Genomic DNA, 19126 nt, shown 5'->3' on the forward strand with positions numbered 1-19126 from the left:
ACGATGGCTGAGTTTCCAGAGCGTAAATTTTGCGACAACTGTGGTAACCTAATGATACCCAAACAGACTCCCGAGGGAATTGTTTTCAAATGCCGATACTGTAAAATGGAAGTGCTGGTAACTGAGGATGGAGAACGGGTAATAAAGCCACCTCTCAAGGTTCCAAACCACCACTCTGAAACATTATGGGTTAATGGGCATAGTGTGCCTTTTTATTATCTGGGTTATTATATACCCAAAAGAAGAGGGTACCCAGATGAGTTCTCACAGCAAGTGCTTGAGTTTAAACAAGGGTATCCATTTATTGTTTCAAGGTTCGCAGAAGAAGTTGTTAATTTAATAAGATTCAGAGAGTTGGAACCGGATATAATAGTCCCAATACCTAGGAGCTCCGCGGGCAAGATTGGTCTGGGACACAGGCAACTAGCAGAGTATATTTCGCGAACCCTTGGCATACGGAACGGCACGGGAGTTCTTGTGAGAAAAATTTCGGTTCCCTCTGCACACTTGGCTAGATCACTTGAAGAACGACCCAATGAGGCACTCCACAATTTTTCAATAAGTTGCACCGGAGACATACAGGATTTAAGAGTCTTGCTCTTCGACGATATTCTAACCACGGGAGCAACGGCGATGGCCTGCATTAAAAAGCTTTTTAGGTGTGGAGCGTCGGAAGTTTATCTGATAACACTGGCAAAAACAGGGATGGGGTGAACCGTGGTTCAGAAAAGACTTGTTGATTATTCGAGCAATCTGGAGCCTTTGGATATCGCCGAAATACCCATTGATTCCCCCAAGTATCCAATCATGTTGCGTCAGATAAAGGATCCGCCAAAAACGCTTTATGCTCTTGGTAACATTGAGCTCTTAAATCTACCTGCAATTGCCATTGTTGGCACAAGAAAGCCAAGCAATCTTGGCAAAAAATACGCAGAGTGGGCCACCAAGTTTTATGCACAACAGGGATTTGTTATTGTTTCTGGTCTCGCACTGGGAATTGATTCGATTGTGACAAGAACTGCACTGGATGTTGGTGCCAATTTAATTAGTGTTCTTCCTTCCCCTGTTGACAGCATTGTACCTAAGAAAAACGAAGAGCTCGCAAAAGAAGTCGTTAAGAAGGGAGGGCTCCTTATCTCAGAATTACCCCTCGGTACTAAAGTCAGGAAACACCACTTCATCCGAAGGAACAGAATAATTAGTGGTATCTCCCTCGGAGTGGTTATCGTTGAAGCTGACTTAACGAGTGGCACAATGCACACCGTGAAATTTGCCCAACAACAGAGGAGGATTCTTTTAGTTGCAGATGTCCCTGCGAGTGGAAATGAAAAACTAAAAAATGACGGGTTTCCAATTATCCGTCTAAAGAAAAGTCTAAATGAAAAAAAGGCAGTATCCTCTGACCTCTCTCATTGAAAGGGAAAGACGAGCGCTGCTTTTGGCTTAGCCACCCAGGTACTCGGCTCTAATAGAAGGCTGCTCTATTCTCCCCATTTAAGACCAATAATGAGTTCTTGACCATTTTCCAGCAAAAGTTTCTAAAACGCAAACTCCTCCACGCTGAACTGCTCGATGACCCTCTCGAAGTCGTGCTCAGGGGCATAAACGAATCCACAGCGGGTGCACTTCAAAACGCCGTTCTCCTCGGCAAGCGGGGAGAAGCAGACCGGACAGCGGTACTCCTCTCGCCTCAAAGAGTCATAAACCTCGTCCCTCATGACGAGCAGGTTGAGCTCGCTCTCCCAGTCCTCGTGGAGCATTCCCCAGTAGGGGGTCTCGACCGGATAGAAGTCCTCAAGGATTAGAGCCTTAATCCCTATCCCCCTAACCCCCGGTGGAAGCTTACCGGCGGGTTCTATGCTGACAACATACTGGTCATAGAACTCTATGTGCTCGGCCCTGATTGTCAGCCCGCGGGAGAGCCTTGAGCGGAGCGGAATCAGCTGGAGGAACAGGCTTTCCCTCTCCACGTCCCAGCTCGCGCTTATTGAGACGCTCCCCTTCACGAAGAACTGGGTTATCGAGCGCTCGTCCTTCTCCTCGCCAGCAAAGGAAAAGCCCAGCTTTCTCATCGCCCTTCCGAGGAAGTTCGGCCTGGGGAGCTTTTGGTAGTTAATCAGATACTCCCCCATCCACCCCGCAAGGGGCATGGAGTAGCCTATGAACGCCTGCTTCTCGACGCGCAGGTAGGCAACGCTGGGGAGGAGCTTGAACTGGTCGAGCATCGGAAGAAATAGGCGGAGGGACTATAAATAGCTAACTCCCGAAGAACTCATCGAGGCTTATGCGCTTCTTCCGCTTTGCCTTCGCCTTCTCCCTCTTGACTTCTTTCTTGAGGTCTCTCGACTTTTCGGCCTTGGGCTTCCTCTCCCTCTCGACCTCATTCTCTGCCTTCGCTTTCCTCGCCTTCCCGTCCTTCCCGTTGAATCCATCGAGGTAGCCGTTCTTTCCGTTGGAAGAACCCGTCCGCTCCCTAATCATCTTCTCGCACACATCCGCCGAGAAGCCGAGCAGAGTCCTCTGCTTTTCGGGCAAAACCGTCTCGAAGAGCGTCTTTATGTCCTTCTCGGTCAGGCAAATCCTCTGCCTCGTGTAGTCCTTGACTTTATAGCGGGTAACCAGCATCTTTGCAGTGGGCAGGTACTTTTCCACCGCACCTTTGCTCACCGTCAGGACGATTTTTCCACCGCACTTGGGACAGCACCCGATGAGAGGGGGTCTCCGATATTTCGTGTTGCACTTCACACAGCGGAACTCCTGCCTCGTGAAGCTCCTCAGGTTGCCCCTTAGGTCGGGAATCAGGTGGGAGTTGAGTATCGTCTCAGCCACGTGGTGTTCATCGACCGCCCGAATCCGCTCCGCCAAAGCGAGCTGTCTCTCGACCTTCTCGACCATGTCGCCGAGCTGTTTGTACAGGCTCATCTTCGGGCCCAGACCTATATCGTCCGTATCGTGGGTGAACTTTATCCCCTCGTACATCTCGGGCTTTCCAAGGCGGTCTTCAACGCGCTCGATGAACTTAACCTCCTTGGGCGACTTCATCTCGTAGGTGGCCTCGTAGAACTCGAGGGGGTAATAGCGGACTACGTCCATATTGTGTACCTCGCTGTCGACCTCACGCGGGTCAAGGCGCGTGGTGACGACCAGCGGGGCGTCCATTTTGCCACCGCGCTTCTCTGGGAGATAGTACTTGCTGAAGTTTAGTAGTGCATCGAGGAGAAGCATTACGGCGTCCTCGTCGCCATCACAATTTGCTGTAGTAATATTATTACTAATTATTATAGTATGATATTTGGAGGCGCTTAGCGAGTATACAACATCGTCGGGAGACTGAATGAACTCAACAGACCTAACTTTAAGGAGAACACCCATATCAGTAGCACGCCGATAGGGTTGGAAGTTATAGCCCCTCCACTGCTTGGCAACACTGTTCTTTCTTTTGCTAATGAATCCGATTGAATTCATGAAATTCAACGCCTGAATACCGTAGAGGTTCAAACGGTAGATTTTAGACACGGGGACGGTACCACCCTTGACCTGATGGTATTTTTGAACAACGTTGCCGGGACGGGAATTCGCATCCCTGTCCACACCCCAGCTTGAGTAAAGGCCAAATTTAGAGATTAGCAATGTATCAATGTCCTCTAACAGGGACCGGTTAACACTGTACACAACGACCATTGGCTTCGTTCCGATAATAGTTCCATCGCCCTCAAAGTACGCTCTAAGCATCTCCGCAACAGCGTCTTTCGGCAGTGTGTAAACCAGAGAGGGAACGCGCTTTGTGTGGGCGTTGTTCCCTGCACTGAGAACTTCTGTGAAGAGCAGGTACAGAATACGCGAGCCGACTGTAACCTTTTCCCTCCGCTCGTATATCTTGAAGCCATTGCCAAAGGCATCTCTCAGTGCCCTCTTGAGGTCCTCGCGAACTTCATCGTCCGCTATCGAGAAGCTTATCTGGTAAACGCTGTTGCTTTCCCTCGCGTAGCCCTCGGCGAGGTAATAGCCAAGGACCCGCATCAGAGGCCTTATTGGGACAAAGCGCTTGACCGTCACTTTGTCCCTCTTGAAAGCGAGCCGGCAGTCGGGAACGTCTTTGATTGATAGGCCTTTCTCTTTGAGAACGTTGAGCAGTACTGAAAGCGGTAGGGAGTCCCTGCGGAGGTAATCGTATTTGACTTCAGCCCCAATCGATGAAAGCCAGTTCGAAAGTCCGCGAACCATTATGGAGTCCCAGAGGGATTTGAACTTCTCGTCAGCGAAGGCCTCCAACAGGTCAAGGTTTTCAAGGGAAACTTCTCCGAATTCAAGTCTCGGGACGAGTATTCTATCGCCCTCCTTCACCTCAAAGGCCCTCTTTTCCACGAACTTCCCGTTTTCGTAGACGAGAACCGGGTGGTCGACGGTCGTTTCGAAGCTCCTCCCGAGTTCGAGCTCGAAGCGAATCAGGTGGTCGGTGCTCGGCGCTTTTATAACGTCCTCGATGTCAGTGAGAACAACCTTCCCGCTCTCGGGGTCGAAGGAGTAGACCTTAACGTCCCTCTTCGACTTCCTTCTCACGTAGACCATGTTCTCGTAGCTTTCCCCTTCAAACAGCTCGTAGAGCTCGCGGAGAGGTATCCTCGCAGGTTTTCCATCAATCTGGACTAAGATTCTCGTATCGCCAGGGAAGCAGTTCCTCCTCTTCGCCGCATGATAATACGGGTGCGCGTAGCCGACCAGAACGTCGGAGAAGCCGATAATCCTGCCGATGATTCCGGCCGAGGTGTGGGGTGCCAAACCGATGACGAGGTGGCCTATCAAATCCTCCATCTTCTCGGCATTGTAGAACCTCGGCAGGCCGTAGAACTTCTCGAGCAGGTCATCGACGAAGCGCGCGACCTTGAGGAGGTATTTTCCGGCCTCGTAGGAGAGGATTATGTCCTGAACCTTCAGCTCGACTATCTGGTCGTCCCGCTCAAGGGGCTTGCCCTCGAAGTCGTGGGTGTAGCCAAGTTCGCGAAGCTTTTCAACGCTGACCCCTATCTCCTTCGGCTTGAAGTGCGTTATCGGGGCGTCGGTGGCGTCGAAGCGGATTGTGCCGTCCTTGAAAACGTAGACGTCGTTCTTAACCCTCAGGAGGCCCTTTTCAAGGGGCTCGGCCATTTTGTAGCCCGATGTCATACCCTTGACGCCCTTGAGCCTGTCGATGCCGTAGACCTTGACGTTGTCCATGGCCCGCCTCAGAAGTTCGGAGGGCTTTATCTCCCTCTCGGCGTAGGGCCTCAGCTCGACGTCGCAGCGCGGGCACCGGAAGCCGAACTCCTTCGCCTCGCTCTCTGGGTAGTCAACGTTGCACTTGGGGCAGTGCCAGAGGAGCTCCTTCCTCGTCCCACAGACGGGGCAGAGGTGCTCGGGGCCAACGTGTCCGCACTTAGGACACTTGAAGAAGGCTATCTCGACCTTAGCTGTTTTTCCTTCCTCAGCGGCCTTCTTAATGTCCCTGCTCTGGCCTCCCGCCAAACCAATCGGGAAGAGCACCTGAACAGGGGGCTTCATCTTCCTCTCCTTGGCCTTCTCGGGCCTGCCCATTCTGGCCCCTATCCAGCTTATTCCCCTGTCGCGGAGCTTTATCGGGTTGTTCTCGTTGATTATATCAATGACCGTGTGGAACGGCTTAGCCTTGAACTCCCATTCGAGGTTGCCGAGGGGAGTCAAGAGTGCAGAACTCCAGGGGTAGTCAACGACGATGACCTTTCTCCTGTCCTCTGTCCTCTCGAGCCTGTGGGGCAGGCCGAGGAGCTCAAGGTAGCGCTTGATTCTGGGGTCGTTGTCAAGGATTACCTTCCTCGCGAACTTCAGCTTCCGGAACTCGTCCCACTCGATTTGGGCGTTTAGTAAAGCCTTCTGGAGTTCCTCCACTTCCTCAGGCTTCAGCGTGTTCCAGTAGAGGGTGTAGTAGGGGTGGAAGGGTATGTCCAGAACCTTCGAGAGGTGTATAGCCAGCTCGACGCTCGGCCTGACCCTGAGCGGGTCTCTCAAAAGGCTTTCTAGGAAATCAGGGTCTATTTCGAGGTACTCAGCGGCCTCTTCTATTGCCTCGCGCGGGTTGTCGGAGAACGGCTTGAGCTCGACCTCGTAAAGCTCCTCGATTGCCTTCACCAGCTCCTGAACCCACCATTCCTCGACGTAGTTGGCCGGCAAAAGCGTCTGATTGTTCTCAACGAAGTCGCCGAAGTTCACGAGGGCATCTCCGACGTATAGAATCTCCTCAATCTCGTTTTTAACCCTGAGAGCCGTCTCGTAGTCGTCAACCCGTACGACGCTCCCGTCCTTGAGCTTGACTATCGGCCCCTCAACAGTCGTTGCGGGGGTAACGATACAGCCCTTTCCGGGCCTCTCGGTCTTCATCTGCGTTCCTATCGCTATGAACTCGTCGAGGATTATCATTGTGGCCGGGTTGACGCTCCACGTCGCAAAACCGCTGACCCTGCTCCTCCCGTAGCGCAGGCGGAAGCCACCGTTCTCTGAGGGTTCGGCGAAGAGTGGCCTACCACCTATTATCTCCTTCGTGTACTTCTTGTTAGGGGCGATGTTGGCCTTGAACTTCTCGTAGAGCTCGTAGTAGAAGCCCTTCTCAACCTTCTCAACGATCTCTTCCTTTGCGCCCGAATCCTCAGCCTTAGAATCTTCCGAAGGGGAACTCTCAACGCTCGCACCCTTTTCCTTGGCCTCGACGAACTCCTTTATCCAGTCCCATCCCTCAATACCCATCTTGTCTATGTACTTGACAAGCTTCTTCGCCTTCTGAAGCACACCCTCGGCAAGGACGAGGATAGCGCCGCCGCGGAGGTGGTTTGTCTCAACCCCGGGGACGTTCCTGTGGCTCACTTCCACCTTATCGGTCTCTTCACCGGTTATCTCAATCGGGATGTTCCTCATGGCGAGTCTGACTTCGTCTGCCTCCGGGTGGTACTGCAGTCTCGTAACGGCTCTATGGTAGAGGTCTATCTCCTCGACCATCCTCTCTATATGCTCCTCGCTCGGCTTGAAGCGGTCGAGGCCGAGCTTTTTCCTCACGTAGTCGCCTACGAGGACGCTCAGCGCCTGGGCCGTTCCACCAGAACTCCTGATGGGTCCAGCGTAGTAGAGCGCCAAGTACTCGCTGTTATCGGCCCATGTGTTGCGCTTTATTTTAACGTCAGCGATTCCCTCAAGCGGGGCTGAGACGATACCCTCTGTGAGTATCGCGAGGGCAGTTCTGACCGCCTGCTCCGCGTACTTCTCCTTGCTCCCCAGGTCGCCGAACTTGCCCTCGATGATTTCATCAACGACCTTAAGAGCCGCCAGTTCCTTACCGTACTCCTTGACGAGCTCTCTAATCCTTTCGGCGACTCCAGGGGGGCCGACGAGGCTCTCAACACGGCCGGCCATGTCGGTTGCCTGAGGAACCTCAACATCGAGGCTTGGGTCTTTCCCCTGGGCCCGGGCCTTTCTCGCAATCTCGTAGGCCCTGTCAATCTCCCTCTGGAGTGATTCGAAGTAAGCCTTCATCTCAGACGAGTAGAGCTCTTCCCCCATTCAAACCCCCTCGCAGAACTGGTCAAAGCTCACAACGGCCCTCAGGCGGGCCGTCTCAACGTCTATTATCGGCACGCGCGCGGGAGTCGGGACTATGTTCACCATCTTCTGGAACTCCGTCTGCGCCTGCCAGGTGCCCGTGTTTATGACGAAGACGCCGCTGTAAATCTGGTATTCCATAACGTGGACGTGGCCGGCCTGGAAGAGGTCTGGAACGCTCTCGATGACAAGGGTATCCTCTGGGTCAGGGGCTATTGGGACTTTGTTCCCGAAGGTCGGCGCGATGTGGCGGAGCTTGAGGAGGTCAACCATCGCCTGTGCCGGGTGGTGGTGGCTTCTCCCCGGAATAAAGTCAACGACGTCCTCTATTCCCCTTCCGTGGGCCACGAGGAACTCCCTGCCATGGAGGTTTATCACGGCAGGGTTGCTTATGATGACGGCGTTCTTGAGCTTGTAGAGCGGCTTGGCATACTCCTCGTAAAAGCCGGGCTGGGGAAGGGCAGTCCTCGCGGCGTCGTGGTTGCCGGGGCCGATGAACATCGTTATATGATCCGGAACGTTGCGGAGGAGGTTTGCCAGAGCTTCGTACTGGTCAAAGATATCGGGGATTTCCAGCTCGTTGTACTGGCCGGGATAGATACCGACGCCATCAACCACGTCGCCCCCGATTATCATGTACTTAATCCTGCTCACGAGTTCTTCCTCGGCCCTGCTGTTGACCTCGCCGTTGAGCCATTCGAGGAACTTCTCAAAGGCCTTCTCGCAGAACTTGTTCGAGCCGACGTGGATGTCGCTCAGCAGAATCGCGTAGACCTTCTCTTCCAGTGGAGGCTTCTCGCGCCTGAACTTCGGCACATCCGGGAGGAAGACGCGGTTGGCGAAGAAGATTCCCCTTCCAGACTGACCGCGGAAGGCAACGACTGAATCGGGCATTATTGCGTTGTAGGCCTGGGAAGCGTTCTCCTTGTCCCTGCCGAGGAAGACTTTAACCCGCCCTGTTGCATCTTCCACCTCGAACATGTAGCCCTTCGCCGTTTCGCGCTTGTCGTTCACTAGGCCGATTATCGTGACTTCGTCGTCCCGGACGTAGCTCAGCTTCGCGATGTCTATGACCGTCCCGATTTCGGGGTTCTCGCGGAAGATTCTGCGCATCTTCTTGAGGCGCGATTTGAAGTAGTTCGAGTACGCCTGGATTATTATCTCGCCCTCCTTGCTCGCGGCGTTCTTGACCTTGGGGGCCTCGAACTTCACGTTCTTGACGTCAAAGGTCACTTCCCAATCGTCGGGGATTTCCTTCGCGCGGTAGTGGAAGCCCTCTTTGGGCCGTATCACGACGTCTCGGTACGTTGAGTAGCTCTTCTCACCCTCGACGTCCTCGCCAACGTACGCTATGGGAATCCCGTAGTCGCCGTAGACGATTTTGGGCTTCACTCCGTTTCCGTTCTCGCCGTTCTCATAGTACTCCTCACTGTCGGCGTAGTTCCCGTAGCCGTTGCCGTTCAGGGGCTCGGCTTCCACTGGAAGTGAGTCCTCGACGACCTCGGTTAGTGACGAATCCAATGAACCAGAGGCTTCATCCACGAGTTCTTCAGGTTCAGGCGTTCCAGTGGAAATAAAACTCTCCCCCTCTGAAATCTCGCTGGAAATCGATTCTTCAACAGGATTAGATGCAGGAAATTGCTCCGATTCAGCGGTTGCTCCAGTGGAAATTGAAGTCTCGCCAACAATTTTGGCGGGTTCAACGCTCTCTTCCCCAGAAGAAGCCGTGGCAACCCCGCTTTCCACGACATCTCCAGTGGAAATAGAACCCGCATCCTCCGCGAGAACTGCTTCATCAGAAGGAGCGATATCCTCGGGAGAATCCCCTTCAACGGACTCAGAAACGGAGGTCTCGCCAGTTTCAACGACATCTTCAGAGTACCCAACGTCAGCAGGACTTACAGGAGTCTCTTCTGTGGCCTCTTCCGGGGCACTATCATCGGGGCTTCCAGTGGAAACTACGCCCTTCTCCACTAGAAAGTCCATGGCCAGGGCGGAGTCTATGACAAACGTCCCCCTCGCCTTTGCGAACTTTATGAGCTCGGCAAGCGTGAAGTCCCTCTTGTAGTGGGGTTCTAGAAGATAATAGGCTGATGGAGTTATCAGGTAGTTGTTCTTGATTAAATCCTCGACCAGCATCAGAACAACCTCCTCTGCTTGGAAAGGGTGAGGGTGAGGAGGCCTCTAACCTGTTCATCGTGGCGGTAGATGTTCTTAACCATATATGGAGTCACGTTGAGGCGGATTTCCTTCGTCCTGCCGTAGCGGCCCTTGCTGACGACCTTGGCGTTGATGATGCCGAGCATATCGAGCTCGTTGATTAGGTCGCTCACGCGCCTCTGGGTGAGGGGCTCAACATCGAGGTGGTCGCAGAGGGACTTGTAGACGGAGTAAACGTCGCCTGTGTTGGCCGGCAGTTCGCCGTTCTCGTCGAGCATGACTATGGCGTAGAGGAGCACCTTCGAGTGGAGCGGGAGCGTCTTTATGACCTCTTCCATCGTGTCCTGCTCGATCTTCTCCTGCGCCTTCCAGACGTGCCTCTCGGTTACCTTGCTCGCCCCCTCGCGCTCCGCTATCTCTCCGGCCACACGGAGCAGGTCAAGGGCCCTTCTCGCGTCGCCGTGCTCCCTCGCGGCGAGGGCAGCACAGAGCGGGACAACGGCATCGTCAAGAACACCCTCGTAAAAGGCCTCCTCCGCACGCTGCATGAGAATGTCCCTCAGCTGGTTGGCGTCATAAGGCGGGAAAACAACTTCCTCCTCGCTCAGACTCGACAGGACGCGCGCATCGAGGTATTCCTTGAACTTGAGGTCGTTGGAGATTCCGATTATGCTGACCTTCGCCCTTGAGAGCTCGGTGTTGATCCTCGTGAGGGAGTAGAGTATGTCGTCACCGCTCTTCTTGATGAGCTTGTCTATCTCGTCAAGGACTATAATCACGAAGCGCTCCCTCGCGTCTATAACCTCCTTTAGCTTGGCGTAGACCTCATCGGTTGGCCAGCCGACGAGGGGAACCTCCACACCGCTCTCAGCTTTGAAGTGGTTGACTATCCTGGCGAGAACGCGGTAGTGAGTGTCAACAATCTCACAGTTTATGTATATGACCTCAACCGGGATGTTGTACTTCTCGGAGATCTTCTTGAGCTCCTCGGTGACGAACTTCACTGTAACAGTCTTACCGGTTCCAGTCTTGCCGTAAACGAAGACATTAGAAGGAGTCTCACCGCGGAGAACAGGAACAAGGATGTGGGCGAGCTCGTCTATCTGCTCGTGCCTGTGAGGGAGTTCCTTTGGTGTGTAACTATGCCTCAGAACTTCCTTGTTCTTGAAAATCTTCTTGGCGTGGAGGTACTTCTCGAATATTGAAGTCAGGTAGTCGTCCCTGTCTCCCATGGTTCCCATCTCCACCGGAAATTATACTCTCCCATTATAGCACCGCCATAATCGGGCGGACAAGGAAGACATTTCGTCAAAGATACGGGATATTTTTGGATTGTATCTAAGTATTGACCGAGATTTTGAACATACTACCAAATCTCCACCGGAAGCACAGGATACACTGGAAAGCATTGCAGGTGTGGGTGCTGGGGTTTATATACCTTGTTGAGCAGGAAGATGTAAAACAGATATAGGGAAGGATAGGAATTGGCCTCACATATAACTCCTGTCAGACTCCTCGGGAAGCACCTCCGAGAGGAGTGCCAGGGCTTCATTCTTGGACATCCCTACCCTGGAAACCAGGAAGTCAAGGAGCTCTTCCCTGCTCGCGCCGTTGCGAAGCCTCTCGTATACCATAGCAAGCACGCGCTCCCTAAGGAGCTCCTCAAACTCCTCTTCGAGGCCGAGGGCCGAGACCGCAGAGAGGAGGCCAACCAGTAGGGCAGACAGGGCGTCGTTAAACTCATCCTTTTCAAGGCTCGACGTGTCAAGGTCAACCGCGAGGTAAACATCGTCGTTCATCCCCATGAGGAGGAACTTCATGAGGTTGACTTCCGCGTTGAGCTTGAGGAGCGCGTGGTAGACCTTGAGCTTCTCGTCTTTGGTCATGGAGAAAGTCTCAAGGCCCATTGGAACGAGGAGCCTAACAAAGCCGTCTCCAAAGGAGACCATCAACGTAAACGGCATCTTTGGGTGTTCAGCAATGTAGAGTCCCGGTTCAAGCTGCCTGGCCTCCCAGGGCAGGTCAACGATATCGTTTGCATCGTCGCTCCCCGAGCGCAGCCATTCGATTATGGTCTTCTCAATCTCCACAGGAACCACCCTAAGAAATACGATGTGGGGACATTAATGGTTTGCCCTTCCACGAGAAACGGGAAAGTTTAGTGCACAGGTATGTGCACGAAAATTTGCATTTGGAAACACTAAAAAAGATAGGGCCACTTATTTCCACTGAAAGAGAAATGAACATAAATGAACAGCCACAAAAGAGCATTAGTGAACTTTACAATACAAACCAGTTAAATAGAAATCGTTACTATTTTGCAGAAGTTAAACAGCACATATCCCCCCCAGAGTTTCATTTCCACTGGAACCGACTTTTGGAAGCTTCCAATAGAAGACCGTTTGTTTGTTGGTAAAAGCTCCCGTTCTTTTTTTCTGCGCTGGTTTTTATATTTTTCTATGAACATTCGACGAATTTGTCTGGAATTTCAACCAGAATTTCTGAACGACATCATAAACCATGGGAAAACTCACTGAACAACATGATGGCTACATACCTCAAAAATCCATCATCTTGGTGTTTGCATTTAGCCACCCATCTAAACCCGTCCTTTTTCCGAAAGTGGGCTCCAGTGGAAATGAAACTCTGGGGGGTCTTTTCGATGGCCATCGAAAAAGACCTTTATTTCCACTGGAAAAACTGGTCTTTGTAGTATTTTTCTGAACATTTCTGGATAGTTTTGTGGTGGGGGTATATTTTTAAGTTTTGAGTGGAAACCATCATACATGATACCGGTCACCGTCGTGAGGCGGCTTCTCCGCGTGAGGGTCAAAATCAGCCGAAACCGGTTGCTGCAGATAGCCCTCGCCGTGCTGCTGCTTGCCGTGGTGTTTGCCGTTGCATTCGCTTATTTCGAGGGTGTTGACTTCTTCACGGCCTTCTACTGGGCGATTATCACGATGGCCACAATAGGCTACGGCGATGTAACTCCTTCAAGTGCAGGAGGGCGGGTAGTTGCAATGATTGCGTCCGTCGCCGGTATCTCCACTTTCACGGCCCTCGTTTCTCTCCTGGCTGAGAACTTCATCTCTTCGTCCCTGAGGAGGATGATGGGCATGCACCGGGTTAAATACTCCAACCACTACCTCATAATTGGCCAGGGCAGTAGCGTCCCCACCTGTGTTAGCGAGCTTCTGGGTGCGATTGAGCGCGGTGAGCTGAAGCTTGCCCCTATAGTCGTGGTCTTCCCCAGTGAAGAGGAGCGCAGGAAGGTGGAGCTTCCAGAGGAAATAGAAGTTCTCATAGGGGACCCCACCAACAGGGAGACCCTTGAGAGGGCCCGTGTTGAAAAGGCTTCTCACGTAATCTTAGCCCTCGAAGACGACTCAAAGGCCGTCTTTGTTACCCTCATGGTGAAAAGGATGTCAAATGCAAGGGTTCTCGTCGAGGTCCTGAGTGAGGAGAGCGTTGAGCTCCTGAAGGGGGCCGGTGCGGATAGGGTCATCGTGAGCAGGAGCCTGGCAGGAAGGCTTCTCGCGAGTTCTGTCTTCGAGCCTGAGGTTGTTGACGTTATAGACGACATAACGAGCTCGGTTAAGGGCTACGACGTCACCGTGATAGACGGACGGGACTTCTGGGGCAGGCCGTACATAGAAGCCCTCCGCGAGCTCAAGGAGACAAAGGACCTGTTTCTTCTGGGCTACTACTTGGATGGCCCGGTTCTCAATCCCCCGCTCGACGAGCCGATTCCTAAGGGTGCCAGACTGATAGTTCTGAGGAGTTCCATTTCCACTGGAAAATCCTGAGCTCGTGGTCTATCTTTTGTAGTTCTCTTCTTTCTTGGCTTTTCAGTAAAATTCGGGCGTTTATAAAGTTCGTTTTTCGAAACGGGCGAAAATCTTAAAAGATTGCCTCCCCGATTTTTCCGGGAAAAGTTATTTAACCACCGAACTTTACCCCCATTAAGGGTATTCCCGGGTGAGTCTCATGGCGAAGAAGAAGGTTGAAGAGGTTAAAGAGCTTGAGGAGTTCGAGGAGCTTGAAATAGCCGAAAGCTCACCGTCATCGTCCTCAAAGAAGAAGGAAAAAGAAATCAAGACCCTTGAGGATTTGCCTGGCGTTGGTCCTGCCACAGCTGAGAAGCTTCGCGAGGCCGGTTACGACACGATAGAGGCCATAGCCGTCGCCTCACCGCTCGAGCTCAAGGAGATAGCGGGAATAAGCGAAGGTGCCGCGCTCAAGATAATCCAGGCCGCCAGAGAAGCCGCTAACATCGGAACCTTCATGCGCGCCGACGAGTACATGGAGAAGAGGAAGACCATTGGCAGGATTTCCACTGGAAGCAAAGCCCTCGACAAGCTCCTCGGAGGCGGAATAGAGACACAGGCCATAACCGAGGTCTTCGGTGAGTTCGGAAGCGGCAAGTGCTTCGCCAAGGACACTCCAGTCTACTACGAGAACGACACCCTCGTTCACTTCGAGACCATCGGGGAGATGTACGAGAAATACCGGGCTTTGAACGGCGAAGTTCCCTTCGACACTGGCTTTGCGGTTCCACTGGAAACGGTGAGCGTCTACACCTTCGACCCCTCAACTGGGGAAATAAGGCGAACTAAGGCGTCCTACCTGTACCGCGAGAGGGTCAGGAAGATACTTCAGCTCAACCTGTCCCGCGGAAGGACGCTCAGAATAACCGCAGTTCACCCGGTTCTCGTCTTCAGAAACGGCCTTGAGTGGGTTCGCGCCGGGGAGCTCAGGGAGGGCGACGTTATAGTTGGCGTTCGCAAGGTTCCAGCGAATTCAAAGAAGGTGCCTGATGAGAGGGCCTATTTCCTCGGCCTCTTCGTTGCGGAGGGGACGTCGAACCCGCTCTCAATAACGACGGCCTCTGAAGGACTCAGGGATTTCGTAGTTGAATTCATCAAGCGCCATGACGGTTACGAACCCAGGGTTGAAGTTAGGCGCGGCCTCTACAGGATACTCCTCCGCAAGAAAACAGCCGAGTGGCTCGGGGAACTCTCCACTTCGAACGCTCAAAGCAAAGCAGTTCCGGAAAAAATACTCAACGGTGACGAAGACGCGATAGTGAGCTTCCTTGCGGGCTATCTCGACGGGGACGGCCACGTTGCAAAATCCCACGTTGAATTCTTAACGAAGAGCAGAAACCTTGCAGATGGCCTGGTTTTCCTGCTGAAGCGCCTTGGCATCTCGCCTGCGGTCTCTGAGAAGGAAATCAACGGTGAAGTCTATCACCGGATTTTCATAACCGGCGAGGACAGGGCTTCATTCAGCCCGGTCCTTAAGGTTTCTCTGCTCAAGAACTCGGAGCTTCCGGACGGTGGCGTTGGAAGGTATCCACCTGTCGTTGCCCGGTACCTGGCCGCTCTTTACGGGCACTTCAGACTGCCTAAGAGGGACAACGAAACCTCCTACCACATACTAACTCGCAGTAAGAACGTCTGGTTCACAGAGGCAACCCTAGAAAGGGTCGCCGACTACTTCAGGGACGCTCTCAATAGACTGGAACTCGCAAAGAACGCGATTGAAAATGGGGAGAAACCGGAACTTCCGTTCCCGTGGACAGCCCTTAGAAAGCACGGTTTCACCGAGAGACAGATTGCCAACTATCGCACCAGAGGGCTTCCGAAGCGCGAGCCGCTGAGGGGCAAAGTAGTCTCCGCCCTCCTGCGTGAGATTGAGGAGCACGAGAAGATAGCCAGGAAGGCCCTTGAGTTCATTGAACTCGTCAAAAAGCTTGAGTTCTACGAGGTTAAGTCCGTTGAGCTCATCGACTACAACGACTGGGTTTACGACCTTGTCGTTCCGGAGACCCACAACTTCATAGCACCAAACGGCCTCGTTCTTCACAACACTCAGCTCGCGCACACCCTCGCCGTCATGGTCCAGAAGCCGCCTGAGGAGGGCGGGCTCGGCGGCTCCGTAATCTGGATTGACACCGAGAACACCTTCAGGCCCGAGAGGATAAGGCAGATAGCCGAGGCCCGCGGTTTGGACCCCGACGAGACGCTCAAGAACATCTACGTTGCGCGCGCTTTCAACAGCAACCACCAGATGCTCCTCGTCGAGAGGGCCGAGGAGATAATCAAGGAGAAGGCAGCCACCGACAGGCCGGTTAAGTTACTCGTCGTTGACTCTCTCATGGCCCACTTCAGGAGCGAGTACGTGGGCAGGGGAACCCTCGCCGAGAGACAGCAGAAGCTGGCGAAGCACCTCTCCGACCTGCACCGCCTGGCGGACCTCTACGACATAGCGGTCTTCGTGACCAACCAGGTGCAGGCGAAGCCTGATGCCTTCTTCGGCGACCCGACGAGGCCCGTCGGTGGCCACATCTTGGCCCACAGCGCGACGCTCAGAATCTACCTAAGGAAGGGCAAGGCAGGAAAGCGCGTCGCCAGGCTCATAGACAGCCCGCACCTGCCCGAGGGCGAGGCCGTCTTCAGGATTACAGAGAAGGGAGTTGAGGATTAATCTTTTTAATCCCCTCCCCAACTCTCCTCATGCCCAAGGTTGAGCTCAGGGAGAACCCATCTCCAGAGGAAATAAAACTCCTCGTCGATTCGGCCGTTTCCTCCGAGGGAGTGCTTACAATCTTCGCCCGCTGTCGGGTCCACTACGACGGCAGGGCCAAAAGCGAACTCGGCCCCGGTGACAGGGTTATAATCGTCAAGCCCGACGGCTCTTTCTTGATACACCAGAAGGAGAAGCGCGAGCCGGTCAACTGGCAACCTCCTGGGAGCGTTGTCAGGCTGGAGCTCCGCGAAAAGCCCGTCCTCGTCTCGGTCAGGAGGAAGCCGAGGGAAACGCTGGAGGTTGAGCTTGAGGAAGTTTACCTAATCACCGTCTTCCATGCAGAGGACTACGAGGAGCTCGCTTTGACGGGTAGCGAGGCCGAGATGGCCGAGCTCATCTTTGAGAACCCCGAAGTTATAGAGCCCGGCTTTAAGCCCCTCTACCGCGAGAAACCGATTAAGCACGGCATCGTTGATGTCCTCGGCGTTGACAGGGACGGGAACCTCGTCGTCCTTGAGCTCAAGCGCAGGAGGGCAGACCTCCATGCTGTCAGTCAGCTCAAGCGCTACGTTGAGACGCTCCGCGAGGAGCACGAGAACGTCAGGGGAATCCTCGTTGCCCCGTCACTCACCTCCGGGGCCAAGAAACTCCTTGAAAAAGAGGGCCTCGAGTTCAGGAAGCTCGAACCCCCGAAAAGGGACAGGAAATCGAGGGGGAAACAGCTGAAGCTGTTTTAACCCATGTTCATCTCGTGCGGGAACAGTTCTCTCACCTTCGCGACCAGGATTCTTTCCCTTCTCTCGACTTCAACGACCCTTCCGAGCCCAAAGAGCTTTACCTTTGCCCTGCAGACCGTTATCTCGCGCTCGTCGCTTTCCTCCCATGGAACCCTCATTTCGAGCTGCTTTGCCTCAATGAGGTCTGCGAGCAGGCCTTCCGTCCCGGTGGAGACGTCCTCAATGGGGTCGTAGGTCAGGAACAGTTTGAGGGCCTCGTCCATTGCCTTTTCCACTGCTAAAACGTTCCTGGCGCTCCTGAGCTCTATCGTTCTGTAGGGGTTCCTTAGGAGTTCGTCCAGCACTCGTCTCGCAATGCCGCCGAGGATTACCGCTCTCATCTGCACCACCTCACAGGTAGAGGCTCTCGTACTGCTTCATCTCCTTCTTCCTTGCCTCCTCCATCTGCTCGTGCATCTTTCTGAGCTGCTCCTCTATCATCTCCGCCTCCTTGATGAGAGGTTCGGTTGAGACGTCAATCGGCGTGAGCTTCTTGAGTACCTCGATGACGTTGGCCGCTGCCCTCGGGTCTGGCCTGTCGCCGAAGGTCTCGCCCAGGAGCGCATATGCGTCGAGGCCCCTTCTGCTCGCCTCCCAGAGGAGCTTTCCGCTCATGCCCATTATCGAGCCGTACTGGAGTATCTTCACGCCGAGGTTTTCAAGCTCTTTGTTGAGCTCCTCGCGCGCCCCGACGCCCCACACTTCCATCTTCTCCTTGAAGAAGCCTATCCCTATTCCGCCGATTGAGATTACCTTTTGGGCGTTCATCTCCTTGAGGTAGCTCGCGAGCTCTTTGGCTATCTCGTTGACGAGGGTCGGCGGGATGTATATGTCGGCCACTGCGAGGATTATGTTGTCCTTCCCGTAGAACCTGAGCGGTGGGTTGGGCTTCCCTTCGAGGATGAGCGCCATTGGTGGAAGGAACGGGCTCTCAACGTAGCCTATCATATCCATTCCAAGCTCCTTCGCCAGGAAGTTGCCCGCTATGTGGCCGACGAGGCCTATCCCTGGGTATCCTTCGATGAGAATGGGGTTCCTTATCTCCGGCAGAACGATCTTTACCGGCTTCTCGTTCTCCATGCTCTCACCCCCACAACTGATTTAGTTCCCAAAGGTTATTAAATTTTCGTTCATTCGGTGCGGGCTTCATTTCCACTGGAAAAGCAACCCTTATATGTAAGGGGCGCGCAGTTTACACGGTGATGACCATGCCGAAGATAGGCATCATAGGCGGTTCGGGCGTTTACGGCGTCTTTGAGCCGAAGGAAACTGTAAAAGTTCACACCCCCTACGGGAGGCCCTCCGCTCCGGTGGAAATCGGCGAAATCGAGAGCGTTGAGGTGGCATTCATACCGAGGCACGGCAAGCACCACGAGTTCCCGCCGCACGAGGTTCCCTACAGGGCGAACATCTGGGCCCTCAAGGAGCTCGGCGTCGAGAGGGTTATTGGCGTCACCGCCGTCGGCTCGCTCCGCGAGGAGTACAAGCCCGGCGACATCGTCATAACCGACCAGTTCATCGACTTCACCAAAAAGCGGGACTACACCTTCTACAACGGGCCGAGGGTTGCCCACGTTTCCATGGCCGACCCCTTCTGCCCTGAGATGAGGAAGATATTCTACGAGACTGCAAAAGAACTCGGCTTCCCCGTCCACGAGAAGGGCACCTACGTCTGCATCGAGGGGCCGAGGTTCTCAACCCGCGCCGAGAGCTTCATGTTCAGGCAGTACGCCCACATCATTGGCATGACGCTCGTCCCGGAGATAAACCTCGCCCGCGAGCTCGGAATGTGCTACGTGAACATCGCAACAGTTACGGACTACGACGTCTGGGCCGAGAAGCCAGTTGATGCACAGGAAGTCCTCAAGGTCATGGCCGAGAACAACTACAAGGTTCAGGAGCTCCTCAAGAAGGGCATCCCGAAGATTCCGGAGGAGAGGAAGTGCGGCTGCGCCGACGTGCTTAAGAGTATGTTCGTGTGATGTGTGGCACGGTCTCTTCATCATATCTCTTTTACCGTTCTTTTTACTACTGCCTGTTGGTGCGCTTTTAAACTTGGA

13 protein-coding genes are annotated in these 19126 nt (G+C 53.7%); 6 read left to right on the plus strand and 7 right to left on the minus strand.

The window, feature by feature from the left end:
• The first annotated feature begins 3 nt into the window (after positions 1–3).
• Entirely contained in the window at positions 4–714 is a 711-nt protein-coding gene (locus TEU_RS02285) for a ComF family protein (RefSeq protein WP_081947186.1), read from the plus strand.
• Between the two features lie 3 nt (positions 715–717).
• The gene (locus tag TEU_RS02290) at positions 718–1416 is read left to right on the plus strand and encodes a DNA-processing protein DprA (RefSeq protein WP_050002246.1); all 699 of its coding nucleotides are present in this window, start codon (positions 718–720) and stop codon (positions 1414–1416) included.
• Positions 1417–1538: 122 nt separating this feature from the next.
• On the opposite strand, the gene TEU_RS02295 is transcribed toward TEU_RS02290, so the two are convergent.
• The 5 genes from TEU_RS02295 to TEU_RS02315 form a co-directional block, all read right to left on the minus strand.
• Entirely contained in the window at positions 1539–2225 is a 687-nt protein-coding gene (locus tag TEU_RS02295; RefSeq protein WP_050002247.1) for a hypothetical protein, read from the minus strand.
• Positions 2226–2256: 31 nt separating this feature from the next.
• Entirely contained in the window at positions 2257–7560 is a 5304-nt protein-coding gene (locus TEU_RS02300; RefSeq protein ID WP_050002248.1) for a DNA-directed DNA polymerase II large subunit, read from the minus strand.
• Positions 7561–9738 carry a DNA-directed DNA polymerase II small subunit gene (locus TEU_RS02305; RefSeq protein ID WP_050002249.1) on the minus strand — a complete coding sequence of 726 codons (2178 nt, stop codon included), beginning with the start codon at positions 9736–9738 and terminating at the stop codon, positions 7561–7563.
• Positions 9738–10991 carry an ORC1-type DNA replication protein gene (locus tag TEU_RS02310; RefSeq protein WP_050002250.1) on the minus strand — a complete coding sequence of 418 codons (1254 nt, stop codon included), beginning with the start codon at positions 10989–10991 and terminating at the stop codon, positions 9738–9740. Before TEU_RS02310 ends, TEU_RS02305 begins: the two co-directional genes overlap by 1 nt.
• A gap of 258 nt (positions 10992–11249) precedes the next feature.
• On the minus strand, positions 11250–11858 hold the full coding sequence (locus tag TEU_RS02315) for a DNA-binding protein (RefSeq protein WP_227738753.1): 609 nt from the start codon (positions 11856–11858) through the stop codon (positions 11250–11252).
• Between the two features lie 687 nt (positions 11859–12545).
• Between TEU_RS02315 and TEU_RS02320 the strand changes: the two genes are divergently transcribed.
• From TEU_RS02320 to nucS, 3 genes are all read left to right on the plus strand, one after another.
• Positions 12546–13565 carry a potassium channel family protein gene (locus TEU_RS02320; RefSeq protein ID WP_050002251.1) on the plus strand — a complete coding sequence of 340 codons (1020 nt, stop codon included), beginning with the start codon at positions 12546–12548 and terminating at the stop codon, positions 13563–13565.
• A 181-nt stretch (positions 13566–13746) separates the two neighbouring features.
• Positions 13747–16248, plus strand: coding sequence for a DNA repair and recombination protein RadA (radA, locus tag TEU_RS02325; protein WP_050002252.1), 2502 nt, complete (start codon positions 13747–13749; stop codon positions 16246–16248).
• Between the two features lie 29 nt (positions 16249–16277).
• Positions 16278–17027: an endonuclease NucS gene (gene nucS, locus TEU_RS02330; protein ID WP_050002253.1), complete on the plus strand. Its 750-nt coding sequence runs from the start codon at positions 16278–16280 to the stop codon at positions 17025–17027.
• Here nucS and TEU_RS02335 read toward each other — a convergent pair.
• Together TEU_RS02335 and TEU_RS02340 are read right to left on the minus strand one after the other, a co-directional pair.
• Positions 17024–17407 (minus strand): DUF473 family protein, encoded by a 384-nt coding sequence (locus TEU_RS02335; RefSeq protein ID WP_050002254.1) that lies wholly within the window; start codon positions 17405–17407, stop codon positions 17024–17026. The two genes, nucS and TEU_RS02335, sit on opposite strands and share 4 nt — an antisense overlap.
• A gap of 10 nt (positions 17408–17417) precedes the next feature.
• Positions 17418–18146 carry a proteasome assembly chaperone family protein gene (locus TEU_RS02340; RefSeq protein WP_050002255.1) on the minus strand — a complete coding sequence of 243 codons (729 nt, stop codon included), beginning with the start codon at positions 18144–18146 and terminating at the stop codon, positions 17418–17420.
• Positions 18147–18274: 128 nt separating this feature from the next.
• On the opposite strand from TEU_RS02340, the gene TEU_RS02345 reads away from it, so the two are divergent.
• Positions 18275–19048: an S-methyl-5'-thioadenosine phosphorylase gene (locus TEU_RS02345; protein ID WP_050002256.1), complete on the plus strand. Its 774-nt coding sequence runs from the start codon at positions 18275–18277 to the stop codon at positions 19046–19048.
• Positions 19049–19126 lie beyond the last annotated feature (78 nt).

This window comes from Thermococcus eurythermalis (assembly GCF_000769655.1).
GTDB classification, from domain to species: domain Archaea; phylum Methanobacteriota_B; class Thermococci; order Thermococcales; family Thermococcaceae; genus Thermococcus; species Thermococcus eurythermalis.

What these genes read in the sequence shown, in the direction of transcription:
- nucS (WP_050002253.1), top strand. Translation starts at nt 16,278, where the DNA reads ATGCCCAAGGTTGAGCTCAGGGAGAACCCATCTCCAGAGGAAATAAAA.
- TEU_RS02340 (WP_050002255.1), bottom strand. Translation starts at nt 18,146, where the DNA reads ATGGAGAACGAGAAGCCGGTAAAGATCGTTCTGCCGGAGATAAGGAAC.
- TEU_RS02320 (WP_050002251.1), top strand. Translation starts at nt 12,546, where the DNA reads ATGATACCGGTCACCGTCGTGAGGCGGCTTCTCCGCGTGAGGGTCAAA.
- TEU_RS02285 (WP_081947186.1), top strand. Translation starts at nt 4, where the DNA reads ATGGCTGAGTTTCCAGAGCGTAAATTTTGCGACAACTGTGGTAACCTA.
- TEU_RS02335 (WP_050002254.1), bottom strand. Translation starts at nt 17,407, where the DNA reads ATGAGAGCGGTAATCCTCGGCGGCATTGCGAGACGAGTGCTGGACGAA.
- TEU_RS02305 (WP_050002249.1), bottom strand. Translation starts at nt 9,738, where the DNA reads ATGCTGGTCGAGGATTTAATCAAGAACAACTACCTGATAACTCCATCA.
- TEU_RS02310 (WP_050002250.1), bottom strand. Translation starts at nt 10,991, where the DNA reads ATGGGAGACAGGGACGACTACCTGACTTCAATATTCGAGAAGTACCTC.
- TEU_RS02295 (WP_050002247.1), bottom strand. Translation starts at nt 2,225, where the DNA reads ATGCTCGACCAGTTCAAGCTCCTCCCCAGCGTTGCCTACCTGCGCGTC.
- TEU_RS02300 (WP_050002248.1), bottom strand. Translation starts at nt 7,560, where the DNA reads ATGGGGGAAGAGCTCTACTCGTCTGAGATGAAGGCTTACTTCGAATCA.
- radA (WP_050002252.1), top strand. Translation starts at nt 13,747, where the DNA reads ATGGCGAAGAAGAAGGTTGAAGAGGTTAAAGAGCTTGAGGAGTTCGAG.
- TEU_RS02345 (WP_050002256.1), top strand. Translation starts at nt 18,275, where the DNA reads ATGCCGAAGATAGGCATCATAGGCGGTTCGGGCGTTTACGGCGTCTTT.